Consider the following 14,396-nt stretch of genomic DNA (forward strand, 5'->3'; position numbering starts at 1 on the left):
CGCGGTTGCCGAGACTTGGTTACGGCAACCGCTCACCCTCGGATCAGCTGGTAAGTACCTGTGGCGATAGTTCCTTCAACATCGCATTAGCCCAGCGCATCTGACGCAGCGTCTGGGGATGGCACCGCGCGGCGAGGTCGACGAGTTCCCAATCTTTGGCGGCCTGCCCGGCTTGGCCCAGTAATTCCCAGTCCAACGACACTCCGGCGGCCAACCGATGCAGGTGCCGCAGGTCGGCGAGCAGCAACAGTGCGGGTTCTGGACGACGCCGAAGCAATTCGCTGACTCGCGACTGAGCGAGGCCGGTGACCGTGCCGATTCGCGGGTTGGGGGACAGCCGAAGGTCGTAGTGGGTGCCATGATCTGCCAGTTCTTCGAGATGGTGGTAGGACCAGTACGCCAAGTCGTGGGCGACGTGACAAATGTCGTGGTCGTGGTGGTGCCGCGCTGCGACGCTGTTGAGCGCGCGGCCGAGCTTGCGCTCGGAGCGATAGAGTTCGCGGATCGCCAGCTTGAGTTTCATCAAGCCTCCCGAGGGTACGGTTTCGGCGACGCGGACGGCAGTACTCGGGCCGCCGCGGTCTTGAAAATCGGTTGCTTGGAGACCGGGTCCCAATCGGTGAGGGTGAGTTCGTTGCCCGCACGGTGATGGTTGCGGGGGTCGGGAGCATCCCAGTAGCCGTAGTGGAAGGGGACGAACACCACTCCGTCGCGGATTGCGCTGATTCGCACGGGACAGGTGATGGTGCCGCGCGGGGTACACACCTGTGTGTGATCGCCGTCCTCGATCCCGAGGCGGACGGCATCGGCGCGGGAAATCTCGACCCAGACTTCCGGTGCAGCCCGCTGCAGTTGCGGTGCGCGAGCGGTTTTTGTCCGAGTATGGAAGTGATAGACGGTGCGGCCGGTGATCAACGCGAATGGGTAGTCGTTTGACGGCGTTTCGTGCGCCGGCACGTATTCGGCCGCTTTGATGATGGCCTTGCCGTAAGGATTCATCGCGCGGTACTCGGTGGGTTCCAACGGCGCGCCAGTGATCAGGTCTTTGCCGTATGCCTCGCAGTAATCGGGGTGCGCCCAGAACTTTCCATCGACATAGAGCCGTTCGGTACCGCTGGGGTTGTCCGCGTTGCAGGGCCATTGGATGCTGCTACCCCCGCGGAGCTTGTCGTAGCTGAGTCCGGTGTAGTCGCAGGGCCGGCCGGCGCTGCACTTCTTCCATGCCTCGAACGCGGATTCCGCGTCCGTCCAAGCCGGGAGTGGCTGGTCGTCTTTGTCGCGAAAGTCCATGCGGCGGGCGTAGTCGAGAAAGATATCGAGGTCACTGCGTGCGGAACCCGGCGGCTCTACGGCCTTTTCGGAAAGATGCACGGTGCGGTCGGCGTTGGTGAAAGTACCCGTTTTCTCGCCCCATGCCGCCGCCGGCAGCACTACGTCGGCCAATTCCGCGGTCTCGGTCAAGAAAATATCCTCGACCACGACGAACAGCCGTGCCTGCGTCAGAATGTCCCGAATTCGCCGCAATTCGGGTAGCGATACCGCCGGATTGGTCGCGGTGATCCACAACATCTTCAAGCTGCCCTCTTGGGCGAATCGGAACATCTGCATCGCGTGCGTCGGCGGTGCATAGTGTGGAATCTGTTGCGGCTCAAGGTTCCACAACTGGGCGAGGTCCGCGATGTGGCTGTCGTTGGCCCAGTTGCGAAACCCGGAAAGGTCGCCGTCGGCGCCGCATTCACGGGTGTTCTCCGCGGTCGGTTGCCCGTTCATCTGCAGCACGCCGCAGCCCGGTCTGCCAAGCATGCCGCGGACTAGGTGGATGTTGTTCACCTGCACGCTGGCCGCCGTTGCCTGGTGCGACTGGTAGAAGCCCTGCAGGACCGTCGACAACAACCGCTCGGCGGTGCCGAGAAGCCGTGCCGCCGTGCGGATGTCTGTCGCTTCGATACCGCAGATGGCGGCGGCTCGCTCCGGCGGAAACTCTGCGACCCGTCGTTGCAGCTCGTCGTAGCCGACCGTGTTGGCGGCCACATACCCGTGGTCCACCCAGTCATTCCTGACGATCTCGTGCAGCAGCGCATTCATCAACGCCACGTTCGTTCCCGGCAGGGGCGCCAGATGTACGGTGGCCCGCTCAGCCACCGGCGTCGTACGCGGATCGACGCACACAATCGCTGGGGGAGTGTTGCCGGCCAGTCGAGCAATGATCAGAACTTGTGGATGAGCCTCGGCGAGGCGGCGTAGGAAAGGGCGCACCTTCCCGAGGATGATCTGAAAGTCCAGTAGCTCTGATCAAGACCGGCGTTGGCGCGCTGGTTGGGAAGGTACGCCCATGCTCACGGTAGTTCACGATGCCGATGAGGCCAACGGCAGCGAGGCCGGCCGGCGCTCGTTGTTGGATGAGATCGTCCGCGATGGTGCTCGGCAGATGCTGGCGGCGGCGTTGCGGGCCGAGGTTGCCGCCTACATCGACGCCCATGTCGGTGAGGTTGATGAGAACGGGCGCCGACTGGTGGTGCGCAATGGCTATCACCACGAGCGCGAGGTGCTGACCGCGGCGGGCGCGGTGACTGTAACTGCGCCGCGGGTCAATGACAAGCGTATTGACGTTGATTCGGGTCAGCGGCAACGGTTTTCCTCGGCGATCCTGCCGGCGTGGGCGCGGAAGTCACCGCAGATGAGCGAGGTGTTGCCGTTGCTGTACCTGCATGGGCTGTCCAGCGGTGATTTCGTTCCGGCGTTGGAGCAGTTCCTGGGCTCAGGTGCCGGTTTGTCGGCCACCACGATCACCCGGCTTACCGGTCAGTGGCAGGACGAAGCCAAGGCTTTCGGGCAACGCGATTTGTCGGGGACTGACTACGTCTACCTGTGGGTCGATGGCATCCACCTCAAGGTTCGCCTGGAGCAGGAGAAGCTCTGCTTGCTGGTGATGTTGGGCGTGCGCGCTGACGGCCGCAAGGAACTCGTCGCTTTGGCCGATGGGTACCGGGAGTCCACTGAGTCGTGGGCTGATCTGCTGCGCGATTGCCGTCGCCGCGGGATGACCGCCCCAGTGTTGGCCGTCGGTGATGGGGCACTGGGCTTCTGGAAGGCGGTGCGCGAGGTGTTTCCGGCTACCAGAGAACAGCGATGCTGGTTTCACAAGCAATCGAATGTTCTTGCCGCACTGCCGAAGTCGGCGCACCCGGGCGCGTTGGCTGCAATCAAAGACATCTACAACGCCGAGGATATCGATAAGGCTCAGGTCGCGATCAAGGCCTTCGAGGTCGGCTACGGTGCCAAGTACCCCAAAGCGGTCGCCAAGATCGTCGACGACGCCGATGTACTCCTGGAGTTCTACAAGTACCCCGCCGAGCACTGGATCCACCTGCGCACTACTAACCCGATCGAAAGCACTTTTGCCACAGTGCGTTTGAGGACCAAAGTCACCAAAGGACCCGGATCGCGCGCCGCCGGAATCGCCATGGCCTACAAGCTGATCGACGCCGCACAGGCCCGCTGGCGGGCCGTCAATGCACCCCATCTGGTGGCTCTGGTCCGCGCCGGAGCCGTCTTCCACAAAGGCAAACTCCTCGAACGACCAACCGACATCACCCCGCCAGAACCATCCGCCGTCGAGGCCGCATCAGCCGGATCGGAGGTCGCCTGAAACACGCGGATCCACAACTATTGACAATTCCTCCGGCCAGTCGGTCCAGCATCCGTGCCCACAACACCGTCTGCGTTTCCGCGACGTTGTGCCCGAACAGCCCGATGACGTCGGCGTGATCGACGTCAGTGTAGGAGCCCGGCTGGCCGTCGCAGCCAAAAGATTCCTTGAGCGCCTCGGCCGCTGTTGCAGTGCACAACCTGGTGTTGCCGTCGACGTGGTTGGTTCCGATCGCTCCGTGCGCGATCACCGCCTGGGTGTAGTACTCCTCGAGGAACAGTTGGCCCGAGGTGTAGAAGCCGATCGAGCCGGGCCCGTGATCGCGCAGCAGCTGCTTGCTGTGGGCCACCACTTGGTGCATTGCGGTATCCCAGTCGGTTGGTCGGAGTTCACCGTCGACACGGATCAAGGGAGTGGTGAGCCGGTCGGTGGATGCGTTTGCCTGCCAACCGAAAAGGTCCTTGGGATCCAGCCGCCCTCGGTTTACCCGGTCTACTCGGCGGCCGCGGACGCCGACGATGCGGCCGTCCTTGACGGCGATGTCGAGACCGTCGCCGTTGGAGTGCAGCACCGCCGCTGACTGTGCCCAGCGGTCCACGGACTCGGGATCAATGCCGTCGGCGAGGAATTCGTCAGCACGTTCTGGCCATTGCTCGCCTGCTCCGTACGGAGTCCTGGCTCCCCATGGCTCGGCAATGCGGTCCGCCGCCACCATGCACGGTGGCGTACCCGGGACCGGACCCCTGAAACCCTGTAACGGGGTTAGAGCCCGAACTCCTTTTCGATGTTGTCGATTCCGGCCCGAATGCCTTTGAGCGCATCAGCGCGAGCACGCAACTTGGTGGCCGCATGGGCCTGTTGGTTCAGCCCGGCGAACTCACGGGCCGCTTCCTCGGCTCGGCTCACCACCACCTCGGGCAACGCGATCTCGTCGACAAAGCCGGCGGCCAGTGCCGTTTCGCCGAAAAACGTCTTGGACAGTCCGGTGGCCTGTTGATATGCCGCCGGGGTCAGCCGCAGCTTCATGATTTCCAGGGCCGCGTAGGGGATGGTCATGCCGATGGCAACTTCGTTGGCCTGGATGTTGTACGCGTGCGCCGCGATCCGGTGGTCGCCGGAGGCCAACAGGAACGCCCCCATGGCGATGGCTGGTCCCGTGCAGGCCATGACCACCGGCTTGGGGTAGGACAACAGCCGGTACGCCAACTCGAATCCGCCACGCAGCATGTCGATAGCTGGCTGCAGCTCGTTGCCGGAGGTCAGGATCTTCAGGTCGAAGCCACCGCTGAACACCCGCTGATTACCGGTGATGACCAGCGCTTTGACGTTGTCGCGGTCGGCGTTGTCGATCGCCTCGTTAAGTGCTTGCTGCATGGTCGGTCCGAGGGCATTCACCTTGCCGTCGTCCATCCGGATCACCGCGATGTGCTCGTCATGCGTGTACGTGACAGGACCGCTCATGCGCGTTACTCCTTTGTAAGGGCTTTCGAGGCGGGCGGTGTGTCGATTGAATCAAACTCGCTGACTGCGATGTTTGCCCAGTTCTTGTTCCGCATCACCCCAGCGCAGGCTGACGTCGGTGGGTTCGTCGAGCTGCCGGGTGCGCCACCGATCCTGGGTTTCGGCCACAGCGCGGTTGATCCGCTCGATCTCGCTGCGGAACACGTCGGGACGTGTTTCCTTGCTCGCGTAGTGGAAGTAGGTGAGCAGGCTGCGCAGTAGTTCCAGCTTCTGCTTCTCGCGCTTCGCCAGGTCGTGCGTCGTCATCAGTTCGATGCGCTGAACGGGTGGCAGGGCATCCCAGTCCAGCACGACTTTGGTTTCCAGCTGACGTCGACCGCGCTCCCAGAACCGCCACCCGCGTGGCCGCCCGGGTCGGTCGTAGTAGGTCACCGTGCCCGGGAACCGCGACTCGATGCCGTGCCCGATCTCGGCGCGGTCGAGCGCCGAATCCCACACCATGCGCCACTCTTGGCCGGGCGCCAGCGTCGGCAACTCGCGCGGAAGCTGCAGTTCGACGACGTCGGCGTAGCCGTCCGAGGCGTTCTCGTACTGGGCAACTGTCGGCGGGTTGGGAAACTCGAACCGGATGTCGTAGGCCGCCGTGCGGCCGAAGTTCCTGACGACGAGCTCGATAACGTGCCAGTCCGCGACGTGCGGCTCCATCAGCATGGACACGTAGGGGCGGTTTTGCTCGAAGGCCAGTTGGCGGCTGCGTTGCATTTGCCGGGTGATGACAAGCAGCGCGATCACCCCGATCGCCAGGGCTGCCCACGCGGCCCATGCCAACCAGGTGGTGGACCCGACGTCGGTTACTCCCTGCCAGCCGGTGACTTTCTGCCAGCTACCTTGGATCCACCCCATGGAAGCCAACCCCCTCGCTTACGTCACCAGTGGTCTCGCACCGAAATTTAGCTGAACTGATCCTAGATGGCCGGGCTGCGCTCGGCGTTGAATCGTTTCAACCACCCATCAGCATTCGCCACTGGTCAAGATTCCTGGCGCGGTAGACGTAGTTGGTGCGCTTCACCTCTGACAGCGCGGCGCTTGGTTCGGCCGAGTACCAGTGACCGGGATAAACCGTCGGATCCCCAGGCAGCGCCGCAAGCTGCTGCAGGCTGCGGTAAATCTCGTCGGAATCGCCGCCCGGGAAATCAGTGCGTCCACAGCCCTCGAGGAACAAGGTGTCACCGGCCACCAGTCGCCCGTCGAGCAGGAAGCACTGGCTGCCCGGCGTGTGTCCCGGGGTGTGCAGCAACTCGATGTCGATGTCCCCGACGCTGACCTTGTCGCCGTGTTCATGAGCGGTCAGATCGCTGAGGGGTATGCCGGTGATGCGCGAAACCCACAGGGCCTCATGGGTGTTCACATGCACCGGCACGGTGACCCGCTCCATGAGCTCGGCGAGTCCCTTGAGCTCGAAACCCATCATCGAACCGCCCACGTGGTCCGGGTGGTGGTGCGTGACGAGCACCCCGGACAGGTGCATGCCGTCGGCTTCGATCGCGTCGACCAAGTCTCCGGCGGCGTAGGCGGGATCGACCACCACGCAGTCGCCGGTCTTGCGGTCCCCGATCAGGTAGGCGAAGTTGCGCATTTGCATGGCGATCCCGTCGCCGACGGCGAAATCGCGGCCTGAAAGCAGTTGGCGGAAGTAGAGCCGGTCTGAGTCTGACACGCCAACAGCGTATGACCTGTGGGACTGGTTCCGTTTGCGGATAGGACCCAGTTAGGACCCGGATAAGACCCAAACAAGACCGGGATAGGACTCGAATAAGACCCGCGGTGGACCCTGAAGCATCGAAGTCGCGGGTCACGGGCCCCGAATCGCCGAGAGTTCGCAGGTACAAAGCCCGAACACCATGAGTATTGTTGGTCCATGCTGAGACGGTTAGAGATCCTGGTTGACTCTCACCTCCTTGACGAGGTTATCGAGCGCTACCACTTGGCCGACGCGCGCGAAGCCGTCCATCTGGCCCTGAACGCGCTGCTCGCGGACTCGAGTGGCGACTCGGCTGAGCCGGCGCAAGAGGAGTATGACGAGTTCAGCGACCTAAGTGCGTGGGATCGGAGTCGCCAGCGCAACTCTGGGTGATCGAGCCGTTATCGCAGCAATGCTCGTAGTGGTTTGGTGACGTCGTGCGCCAGGTTGTACCCTCTTCTAGGCCCGAGGCACGACTGGTCGCTACGGGTTAACGGCCCCCTTAGCTCAGTCGGTAGAGCGTTTCCATGGTAAGGAAAAGGTCAACGGTTCGATTCCGTTAGGGGGCTCGACGGACGCCGGGCGGTCGGGCGACACCGAAGCTAGGCGGGGTTAGGCGGATTTGTACCGAGGCGATGTAGCTCAGTCGGTTAGAGCGAACGACTCATAATCGTTAGGTCGCCGGTTCGAGTCCGGCCATCGCTACAACACAACAGCAAAGAGAACTGAGAGAGAACGGACATGGCTTCCAGTACCGACGTGCGGCCGAAGATCACTTTGGCATGCGAGGTGTGCAAGCACCGTAACTACATCACGAAGAAGAATCGGCGCAACGACCCCGATCGTCTGGAGCTGAAGAAGTTCTGCCCGAACTGCGGCAAGCACCAGGGGCACCGCGAAACGCGGTAACCAGACAGCAGGTGAGTTTCCGACCGGGTCCAACAGAGTAGGCAGGTGTCAGAGTCGTGCCGCTGTCACCAGACATCGTCGGCAAGCACTACCGCTATCCCGACTATTACTTGGTGGAACGGGAAAAGATTCGTGAACACGCGAACGCCGTGCAGAACGACGAGCGCTATTTCTTCGACGAGGACGCCTCGGCCGAGTTGGGCTACAAAGGGCTAGTGGCCCCGCTGACGTTCACTTCCCGGTTCGGATACATGGCGCAGTCTGCGTTCTTCGAGTGGGCGAACGTCGCAATCGCGGACGAGAAGATCGTTCAGATCGACCAGGTGCTGAAGTTGCACCAGCCGATCGTTGCCGGCGACAAGCTCTACTGTGACGTTTGGGTGGACTCGGTCCGGGAAGCCCATGGCACGCAGATCATCGTGACCAAGAACGTGATCACCAACGAAAAAGGTGACACTGTGCAAGAGACCTACACGACCCTGGCGGGCCGTGCCGGCGAGGACGGACAAGAAGGATTTACTGATGCCTCTGCGTGAGTTCAGTTCGGTGCAGGTGGGAGACCAGCTTCCAGAACGGACCTATCAGCTAACCCGCCAGGACCTGGTCAACTACGCCGGGGTGTCGGGTGACCTCAATCCGATTCACTGGGACGACGAGATCGCCAAGATCGTCGGGCTGGACACCGTGATCGCCCACGGCATGCTGACCATGGGGATCGGTGGCGGTTACGTCACGTCGTGGGTCGGGGATCCCGGCGCCGTCACGGAGTACAACGTGCGGTTCACGTCAGTGGTACCGGTGCCCAACGACGGCAAGGGTGCCGAGATCGTTTTCAACGGCCGGATCAAGTCTGTCGACTCCGAGAACAAGTCCGTGACCATCGCTTTGACCGCGACAACCGGTGGCAAGAAGATCTTCGGCCGGGCCACCGCGTCCGCGAAGCTGGCGTAGCGGATGGCCCTGAAAGTCGACATCCGTGGCATGGTCTGGCGGTACCCGGATCATTTCGAGGTCGGCCGCGAGCAGGTGCGCCAATATGCACGTGCGGTCAAGTGCAGCGACCCGGCCAGCTTCGATGAGCAGGCGGCCGCCGAGCTGGGCTATGACGGCTTACTTGCACCGCTTACCTTCGTGTCGATTTTTGCGAAACTCGTCCAGGATGATTTCTTCCGCAACGTCGACGTGGGCTTCGAGACGATGCAAATCGTCCAGGTCGACCAGAAGTTCGTCTATGGCCGACCGATGTGTGTCGGCGACAAGCTCTTCGGTGTGATGGAAATCCAATCCGTGAACGAGCGTTTTGGCGCCGACATCGTCGTCACCAAGAACACCTGCACCAATCAGCACGGCGAGGTTATCCTCGTCGCGTACACCACGCTGATGGGACACGAGGGTGACAACTCCATCCAGCTCAAATGGGACAAGGAAACCGGGCAGGTCGTCAGGACGGCGTAGCTAGCACTGGATTTCCAGTGTTCAGGGTGCATCGAGTACACTCGGACCTCGGGCTTTTCCCAACATCAGCGCGCTTTTCCGTGAGTCCAACCAGCGGGGGGCGCGCGTAGTTATGTAAGCCCCGCCATGAAGGGGCGTAGCTCAACTGGCAGAGCAGCGGTCTCCAAAACCGCAGGTTGCAGGTTCAAGTCCTGTCGCCCCTGCTGACGGACAATAGAAGGACTGTGCCATGGTGGACACTAGAAGCAGGATGTGTCCTTAACGGGACGGGACGACTCGCAGATAGTTAGCGAACAAAGGAGCACGCGGTGAGCGACGAGCGCGACGTTGCCGACGACGCCGCAACCGACAGCGACGACACCCAGGACGACGGGGGTCGCACGGCGGTGGTGACGAAGACTGTGGCGCGTCCGCAGCGACCCACCGGCAAGCGATCCCGGCAGCGTCCTGCGGAGGTCGACGAGGATGCCGACGACACTGTCGAGGCTGAGGACGCCAAGTCGAGCTCAGCCAAGGAGTCGTCGAAATCCGGGAAAGCCAAGGCAGCTCAGAAGACCAAGAAAGCGAAGAAGGCCGGCAAACCAGGTTCCCGGCCCGCCAACCCCATCGCATTCGTCTACAACTACCTGAAGCAGGTCGTAGCCGAGATGCGGAAGGTCATCTGGCCGAACCGCAAACAGATGCTCACCTACACCTCGGTGGTGCTTGTATTTCTGGCCTTCATGACGGCGCTGGTAGCAGGCGCCGATCTGGGTCTGAGCAAGCTCGTCTTGCTTGTGTTCGGTGGGTCGTGAGAGTGATAGAGAGGACTGCAGACCGTGACTACCTTTAACGGTGACACGTCCACGGATGAGGCGGTCGACCTGCAAGAAGACTTGCAAGAGACATCTGGCGCCCCGGACGCTGAGGCCCCGGCCGAAGAGCTGGACCCTGCCGCCGCGCTCAAGGCTGAGCTGCGCAGCAAGCCTGGCCAGTGGTATGTCATCCACTCCTACGCGGGGTACGAGAACAAGGTGAAGGCCAACCTGGAAACCCGCGTCCAGAACCTGGACGTCGGCGACTACATCTTCCAGGTCGAGGTGCCGACCGAAGAGGTCACCGAGATCAAGAACGGCCAGCGTAAGCAGGTCAACCGCAAGGTGCTGCCCGGCTACATCCTGGTGCGTATGGACTTGACCGACGACTCGTGGGCCGCCGTGCGGAATACGCCCGGGGTCACCGGCTTCGTCGGCGCGACGTCACGCCCGTCGGCGCTGTCGCTGGATGACGTGGTGAAGTTTCTGCTGCCGCCGGGTTCGGCGAAGAAGGCGGCCAAGGGTGCGGCCAGCACCGCCGCCGCGGCTGAGGTTGGCGGGCTGGAACGTCCGGTCGTCGAGGTCGACTACGAGGTCGGCGAGTCGGTGACGGTCATGGACGGACCCTTCGCCACGTTGCCGGCCACGATCAGCGAGGTCAACGGCGAACAGCAGAAGCTCAAGGTGTTGGTCTCCATCTTCGGCCGTGAAACACCCGTGGAATTGACCTTCAGCCAGGTCTCCAAGATCTAGCCCGCCGGGCTCGTAGCGCCAAACTTTTGTAAACCCAGGAAGGAATATCGACCCCTCATGGCCCCGAAGAAGAAGAAAGTCGCTGGGCTGATCAAGCTGCAGATTGTGGCGGGTCAGGCCAACCCCGCACCGCCCGTCGGCCCCGCGCTGGGTCAGCACGGCGTCAACATCATGGAGTTCTGCAAGGCGTACAACGCCGCGACGGAGAACCAGCGCGGCAACGTCATCCCCGTGGAGATCACCGTCTACGAGGACCGCAGCTTCACCTTCCAGCTGAAGACGCCCCCCGCGGCCAAGCTGCTGCTCAAGGCCGCTGGCGTGGCCAAGGGTTCGGCGGAGCCGCACAAGAACAAGGTCGCCAAGGTCAGCTGGGACCAGGTGCGCGAGATCGCCGAGACCAAGAAGGCCGACCTCAACGCCAACGACATCGACGCTGCCGCCAAGATCATCGCCGGGACCGCCCGGTCGATGGGCATCACTGTCGAATAAGTCAAAGTAGTACCCGAACGCGTGGGAGGGCCAGCTTCGGCCCGTTAACCACGACCCCAACACCAGATTGGATATGCACATGAGCAAGACGAGCAAGGCATACCGGGCCGCGGCCGCAAAGATTGACCGCACCAACCTCTACACCCCACTGCAGGCGGCCAAGCTCGCCAAAGAGACCTCGTCAACCAAGCAGGACGCGACCGTCGAGGTGGCGATCCGCCTGGGCGTCGACCCCCGCAAGGCAGACCAGATGGTCCGGGGCACGGTCAACCTGCCGCACGGCACTGGTAAGACGGCCCGCGTCGCGGTGTTCGCCGTCGGCGAGAAGGCCGAGCAGGCCGAAGCGGCCGGCGCCGACATCGTCGGCAGCGACGACCTGATCGAAAAGATCCAGGGTGGGTTCCTGGACTTCGATGCGGCGATCGCGACGCCCGACCAGATGGCCAAGGTTGGCCGCATCGCCCGGATCCTGGGTCCGCGTGGTCTGATGCCCAACCCCAAGACCGGCACCGTCACCCCCGACGTGGCCAAGGCCATCGCCGACATCAAGGGCGGCAAGATCAACTTCCGGGTGGACAAGCAGGCCAACCTGCACTTCGTCATCGGGAAAGCGTCCTTCGACGAGAAGAAGCTGGCGGAGAACTACGGGGCCGCGCTGGAAGAGGTGCTGCGCCACAAGCCGTCCTCGTCCAAGGGCCGCTACCTTAAGAAGGTCACCGTGTCGACGACGACGGGTCCGGGTATTCCGGTCGACCCGTCTATCACTCGCAACTTCACTTCGGAGGCGTAACGAGCGGCGCCGGAGGTGCTGGGAGCGCAGCCGACCATTGGGTCGGAGGCGTAGCGAGCGGCGCCGGAGGTGCTGGGAGCGCAGCCGACCATTGGGTCGGAGGCGTAGCGAGCGGCGCCGGAGGTGCTGTGAGCGCAGCGACCCTTGGTAGGGAGGCGTAGCGAGGAGCGCCAGCTTGACCGGTCAGCCCTGTTTCGCCTCGTAGCGCAGCAGGACCGTGCCGCCCGGGAAGGTACGGTTCTCGAGCAGTCGTAGCGAGATCCAGGACGGCAGCGTCGGGAAGAACGGTGTGCCGCCGCCCACGGCGGTGGGTGCGACCACCATCCGGTATTCATCGACCAGTCCGGCCTGGACGATCGGTGCAGCCAGCGTCGCGCCGGCCACTTCCAGATTGCCGTCGGTTTCGGCTTTCAGCTTGGTTACCACTGCGACCGGGTCGCCACGCTCCAGGCGGGAGTTCCAGTCGACGGATTCCAAGGAGCGCGAGAACACGACCTTGGGCATGCTGCGCCAGATGTGCGCGTAGTCAACGATCATCGGGGTGGCATCCGGGGCCTCGTCGGCGGTCGGCCAGTACGCGGCCATCAGTTCGTAGAGGCGCCGCCCGTAGAACGAAAGGGCGGTCTCCCGCTCGAAGTCGTTCCAGTACTGAGGTGAGCCCGTCGTAGTGGTCCAGTCGTTGTGGGACTCTGATGCCCGAGTGTTCGGGCAGGAAGAATCGACGACGACATGGCAACGAACAAGCGCCGGCGGCACACGCCGGATCAGATCATCCGCAAGCTCGCCGAGGGCAACAAGCTCCTTGGAACCGGGCAGCAACTCAGCGAAGTGTGTCGCCACCTCGAGATCACCGAGTCGACCTGGCATCGCTGGGTCGCCCAGTACGGCGGGATGAAGGCCAGCGACGCCAAACGCCTCAAGGAACTTGAGGCCGAGAACGCCAGGCTCAAGAAGCTGGTCGCCAACCAGGCCCTTGACATCGACATGCTCAAGGAGATCTCGTCGGGAAACTTCTGACCCCGAACCGCAAGCGCAGCGCCGCGGCGATGCTGCGCGAGCGGTTCGGGGTCTCCGAACGGCGGGCGTGCGCGGTGGTCGGCATCCACCGTTCCACCATGCGTCTACAACCACCACCGATCAGCGATGAGGAGGCCCAATTGCGGGCCTGGCTACGCGCGTTCTCCACCCAGCGGCCCCGCTGGGGATGGCGCCGTGCTGCGATCGCGGCACGGCGAGCTGGCTGGAAGGTCAACAACAAGCGCATCCGCCGCCTGTGGCGCGAGGAAGGCCTGCGGGTTCCGCAGCGCCGCAGGAAGAAACGCTTGACCGGCATCGGTGCGCAGGTCGGGGCGATGTGCCCGATCCGCCCGAATGCGATCTGGGCGATGGACTTTCAGTTCGACACCACCGCCGACGGACGAACGTTGAAGATGCTCAACGTAATCGATGAGTTCACCCGCGAAGCCCTGGCGATCGAAGTCGACCGGGCCATCAACGCCGACGGCGTGGTCGACGTCCTTGACCGTCTGGCCCTGATGCATGGGGCACCGGCCTACGTGCGGTTCGACAACGGACCCGAGTTCATCGCCCATGCTGTCAACGACTGGTGCCGCTTCAACGGCACCGGCTCGCTATTCATCGATCCCGGATCCCCCTGGCAGAACGCCTGGATCGAGTCATTCAACGGCCGACTGCGCGACGAGCTACTCAACTCCTGGCGCTTCGACTCCCTGCAAGAAGCCCAAATCATCATCGAAGATTGGAGAATCGACTACAACGCCAACCGGCCTCACTCCGCCCACAATGGGCTCACCCCAGCCGAGTTCGCCCTACAGTGGACCACGACCCACCAACCGCAAGCCGCATAGCGACTGGACCATCAAACGGGTCCCCCTCAGTACTGGTGCAGTTCTTCGCTTGGCTCGGACCAGTCGATGTTGCCTTGAGCGTCGGCGATGTACCCGTCCACCGACACGTTGAAGCCATAGATGAGTTTGCCCATGCAGATCAGACTGCACCGGAAGGCAAAACTCATCGCGACGCCATGCGCGTGTCTTGTGGCCCGATGTCGGGCCGGAAGGGCCGACGAAATACATGGCTGGGCGCAATCCGCGTCCCGCAGAGGACGTTGTGCGTAGGTCGCGCCGCGTGCGCGGACGAGTTGGCTGCATCGTTGACCGGATGCCGACCGCCCAGACTTCCACCGCTCAGCAAACGCGGCCAGGCACGACAACTCCGCAGCAACAGTCGACCAATCCGAACTGCAGTGTCCCACAGCCTAATTCGAGGTGTAGGTGCCAGGCCGATCGTCGACGAGCCGTCAGCGCCCGTCGATGAGCCAAAATCCCGCCCGAG

The 14,396-nt window shown here is 63.0% G+C and carries 16 protein-coding genes, 3 tRNA genes and 3 pseudogenes; 14 read left to right on the forward strand and 8 right to left on the reverse strand.

The genetic code is table 11. The features are described from left to right. Nucleotides 1-43: 43 nt before the first annotated feature. Together G6N68_RS02555 and G6N68_RS02560 are read right to left on the reverse strand one after the other, a co-directional pair. Complete coding sequence (locus tag G6N68_RS02555; protein ID WP_163707430.1) at nt 44-523, reverse strand: hypothetical protein; 480 nt, start codon at nt 521-523, stop codon at nt 44-46. Then, a pseudogene (locus G6N68_RS02560) lies at nt 523-2,208 on the reverse strand (molybdopterin oxidoreductase family protein); the annotation flags it as partial. The pseudogene G6N68_RS02560 and the gene G6N68_RS02555, both read right to left, overlap by 1 nt. Nucleotides 2,209-2,332: 124 nt before the next feature. Between G6N68_RS02560 and G6N68_RS02565 the strand changes: the two are divergent. Then, nucleotides 2,333-3,649, forward strand: a complete 1,317-nt coding sequence (locus G6N68_RS02565) for an IS256 family transposase (protein ID WP_163707432.1) — start codon at nt 2,333-2,335, stop codon at nt 3,647-3,649. 31 nt (nt 3,650-3,680) lie between these two features. Here the strand turns inward: G6N68_RS02565 and G6N68_RS02570 are convergent. The 4 genes and pseudogenes from G6N68_RS02570 to G6N68_RS02585 form a co-directional block, all read right to left on the reverse strand. Then, nucleotides 3,681-4,361, reverse strand: a pseudogene (locus G6N68_RS02570) (molybdopterin-dependent oxidoreductase); the annotation flags it as partial. A 50-nt stretch (nt 4,362-4,411) separates the two neighbouring features. Next, nucleotides 4,412-5,110, reverse strand: a complete 699-nt coding sequence (locus G6N68_RS02575; RefSeq protein ID WP_163707435.1) for a crotonase/enoyl-CoA hydratase family protein — start codon at nt 5,108-5,110, stop codon at nt 4,412-4,414. A 51-nt stretch (nt 5,111-5,161) separates the two neighbouring features. Then, the gene (locus G6N68_RS02580) at nt 5,162-6,013 is read right to left on the reverse strand and encodes a DUF8453 domain-containing protein (protein ID WP_163707437.1); all 852 of its coding nucleotides are present in this window, start codon (nt 6,011-6,013) and stop codon (nt 5,162-5,164) included. A 97-nt stretch (nt 6,014-6,110) separates the two neighbouring features. Continuing rightward, on the reverse strand, nt 6,111-6,827 hold the full coding sequence (locus G6N68_RS02585; RefSeq protein WP_163707438.1) for an MBL fold metallo-hydrolase: 717 nt from the start codon (nt 6,825-6,827) through the stop codon (nt 6,111-6,113). A 201-nt stretch (nt 6,828-7,028) separates the two neighbouring features. Here G6N68_RS02585 and G6N68_RS02590 point away from each other — a divergent pair, with 201 nt between their 5' ends. The 12 genes from G6N68_RS02590 (at nt 7,029) to rplA (ending at nt 12,041) form a co-directional block, all read left to right on the forward strand. Next, a complete protein-coding gene (locus tag G6N68_RS02590) occupies nt 7,029-7,244 on the forward strand; it encodes a type II toxin-antitoxin system VapB family antitoxin (RefSeq protein WP_163707440.1) in 216 nt (71 codons plus the stop codon). Nucleotides 7,245-7,347: 103 nt separating this feature from the next. After that, a tRNA-Thr gene (locus tag G6N68_RS02595) sits at nt 7,348-7,420 on the forward strand. A 62-nt stretch (nt 7,421-7,482) separates the two neighbouring features. After that, nucleotides 7,483-7,556 (forward strand) — tRNA-Met (locus G6N68_RS02600). A gap of 36 nt (nt 7,557-7,592) precedes the next feature. Continuing rightward, entirely contained in the window at nt 7,593-7,760 is a 168-nt protein-coding gene (gene rpmG / locus G6N68_RS02605; protein ID WP_036352522.1) for a 50S ribosomal protein L33, read from the forward strand. Nucleotides 7,761-7,816: 56 nt separating this feature from the next. Further along, on the forward strand, nt 7,817-8,296 hold the full coding sequence (gene hadA, locus G6N68_RS02610; RefSeq protein ID WP_163707442.1) for a (3R)-hydroxyacyl-ACP dehydratase subunit HadA: 480 nt from the start codon (nt 7,817-7,819) through the stop codon (nt 8,294-8,296). Then, nucleotides 8,283-8,711, forward strand: coding sequence for a (3R)-hydroxyacyl-ACP dehydratase subunit HadB (gene hadB, locus G6N68_RS02615; protein ID WP_163707445.1), 429 nt, complete (start codon nt 8,283-8,285; stop codon nt 8,709-8,711). Before hadA ends, hadB begins: the two co-directional genes overlap by 14 nt. A 3-nt stretch (nt 8,712-8,714) precedes the next feature. After that, a complete protein-coding gene (gene hadC, locus G6N68_RS02620; RefSeq protein ID WP_163707448.1) occupies nt 8,715-9,215 on the forward strand; it encodes a (3R)-hydroxyacyl-ACP dehydratase subunit HadC in 501 nt (166 codons plus the stop codon). A 130-nt stretch (nt 9,216-9,345) separates the two neighbouring features. Next, nucleotides 9,346-9,418 (forward strand) — tRNA-Trp (locus G6N68_RS02625). A gap of 105 nt (nt 9,419-9,523) precedes the next feature. Next, nucleotides 9,524-10,009 carry a preprotein translocase subunit SecE gene (gene secE / locus G6N68_RS02630; RefSeq protein WP_163707451.1) on the forward strand — a complete coding sequence of 162 codons (486 nt, stop codon included), beginning with the start codon at nt 9,524-9,526 and terminating at the stop codon, nt 10,007-10,009. 24 nt (nt 10,010-10,033) lie between these two features. Beyond that, nucleotides 10,034-10,762, forward strand: coding sequence for a transcription termination/antitermination protein NusG (nusG, locus tag G6N68_RS02635; RefSeq protein ID WP_163707454.1), 729 nt, complete (start codon nt 10,034-10,036; stop codon nt 10,760-10,762). A gap of 57 nt (nt 10,763-10,819) precedes the next feature. Then, nucleotides 10,820-11,251 (forward strand): 50S ribosomal protein L11, encoded by a 432-nt coding sequence (gene rplK, locus G6N68_RS02640; RefSeq protein ID WP_163707457.1) that lies wholly within the window; start codon nt 10,820-10,822, stop codon nt 11,249-11,251. A 79-nt stretch (nt 11,252-11,330) separates the two neighbouring features. Then, entirely contained in the window at nt 11,331-12,041 is a 711-nt protein-coding gene (gene rplA, locus G6N68_RS02645) for a 50S ribosomal protein L1 (RefSeq protein ID WP_163707460.1), read from the forward strand. A 183-nt stretch (nt 12,042-12,224) separates the two neighbouring features. Here the strand turns inward: rplA and G6N68_RS02650 are convergent, their stop codons facing one another. After that, nucleotides 12,225-12,797: a dihydrofolate reductase family protein gene (locus G6N68_RS02650; RefSeq protein ID WP_240355341.1), complete on the reverse strand. Its 573-nt coding sequence runs from the start codon at nt 12,795-12,797 to the stop codon at nt 12,225-12,227. Between G6N68_RS02650 and G6N68_RS02655 the strand changes: the two genes are divergently transcribed. Next, nucleotides 12,771-13,909 (forward strand): IS3 family transposase gene (locus G6N68_RS02655; RefSeq protein ID WP_163707463.1). Its coding sequence is split into 2 segments (ribosomal slippage): nt 12,771-13,041 and nt 13,041-13,909, totalling 1,140 coding nucleotides; the frame shifts between segments, so codons are not numbered across the junction. The genes G6N68_RS02650 and G6N68_RS02655 overlap by 27 nt on opposite strands. Nucleotides 13,910-13,938: 29 nt before the next feature. Here G6N68_RS02655 and G6N68_RS02660 read toward each other — a convergent pair. Beyond that, nucleotides 13,939-14,043 (reverse strand): annotated as a pseudogene (locus tag G6N68_RS02660) (dihydrofolate reductase family protein); the annotation flags it as partial. Between the last annotated feature and the right edge of the window lie 353 nt (nt 14,044-14,396).

It is taken from the genome of Mycobacterium bourgelatii (assembly GCF_010723575.1).
Lineage (GTDB): Bacteria > Actinomycetota > Actinomycetes > Mycobacteriales > Mycobacteriaceae > Mycobacterium > Mycobacterium bourgelatii.

Coding starts and splice junctions, on each gene's coding strand:
- G6N68_RS02580 (WP_163707437.1), bottom strand. CDS start 6,013: ATGGGGTGGATCCAAGGTAGCTGGCAGAAAGTCACCGGCTGGCAGGGA.
- hadB (WP_163707445.1), top strand. CDS start 8,283: ATGCCTCTGCGTGAGTTCAGTTCGGTGCAGGTGGGAGACCAGCTTCCA.
- rpmG (WP_036352522.1), top strand. CDS start 7,593: ATGGCTTCCAGTACCGACGTGCGGCCGAAGATCACTTTGGCATGCGAG.
- rplA (WP_163707460.1), top strand. CDS start 11,331: ATGAGCAAGACGAGCAAGGCATACCGGGCCGCGGCCGCAAAGATTGAC.
- G6N68_RS02590 (WP_163707440.1), top strand. CDS start 7,029: ATGCTGAGACGGTTAGAGATCCTGGTTGACTCTCACCTCCTTGACGAG.
- G6N68_RS02555 (WP_163707430.1), bottom strand. CDS start 523: ATGAAACTCAAGCTGGCGATCCGCGAACTCTATCGCTCCGAGCGCAAG.
- G6N68_RS02565 (WP_163707432.1), top strand. CDS start 2,333: ATGCTCACGGTAGTTCACGATGCCGATGAGGCCAACGGCAGCGAGGCC.
- rplK (WP_163707457.1), top strand. CDS start 10,820: ATGGCCCCGAAGAAGAAGAAAGTCGCTGGGCTGATCAAGCTGCAGATT.
- G6N68_RS02575 (WP_163707435.1), bottom strand. CDS start 5,110: ATGAGCGGTCCTGTCACGTACACGCATGACGAGCACATCGCGGTGATC.
- hadC (WP_163707448.1), top strand. CDS start 8,715: ATGGCCCTGAAAGTCGACATCCGTGGCATGGTCTGGCGGTACCCGGAT.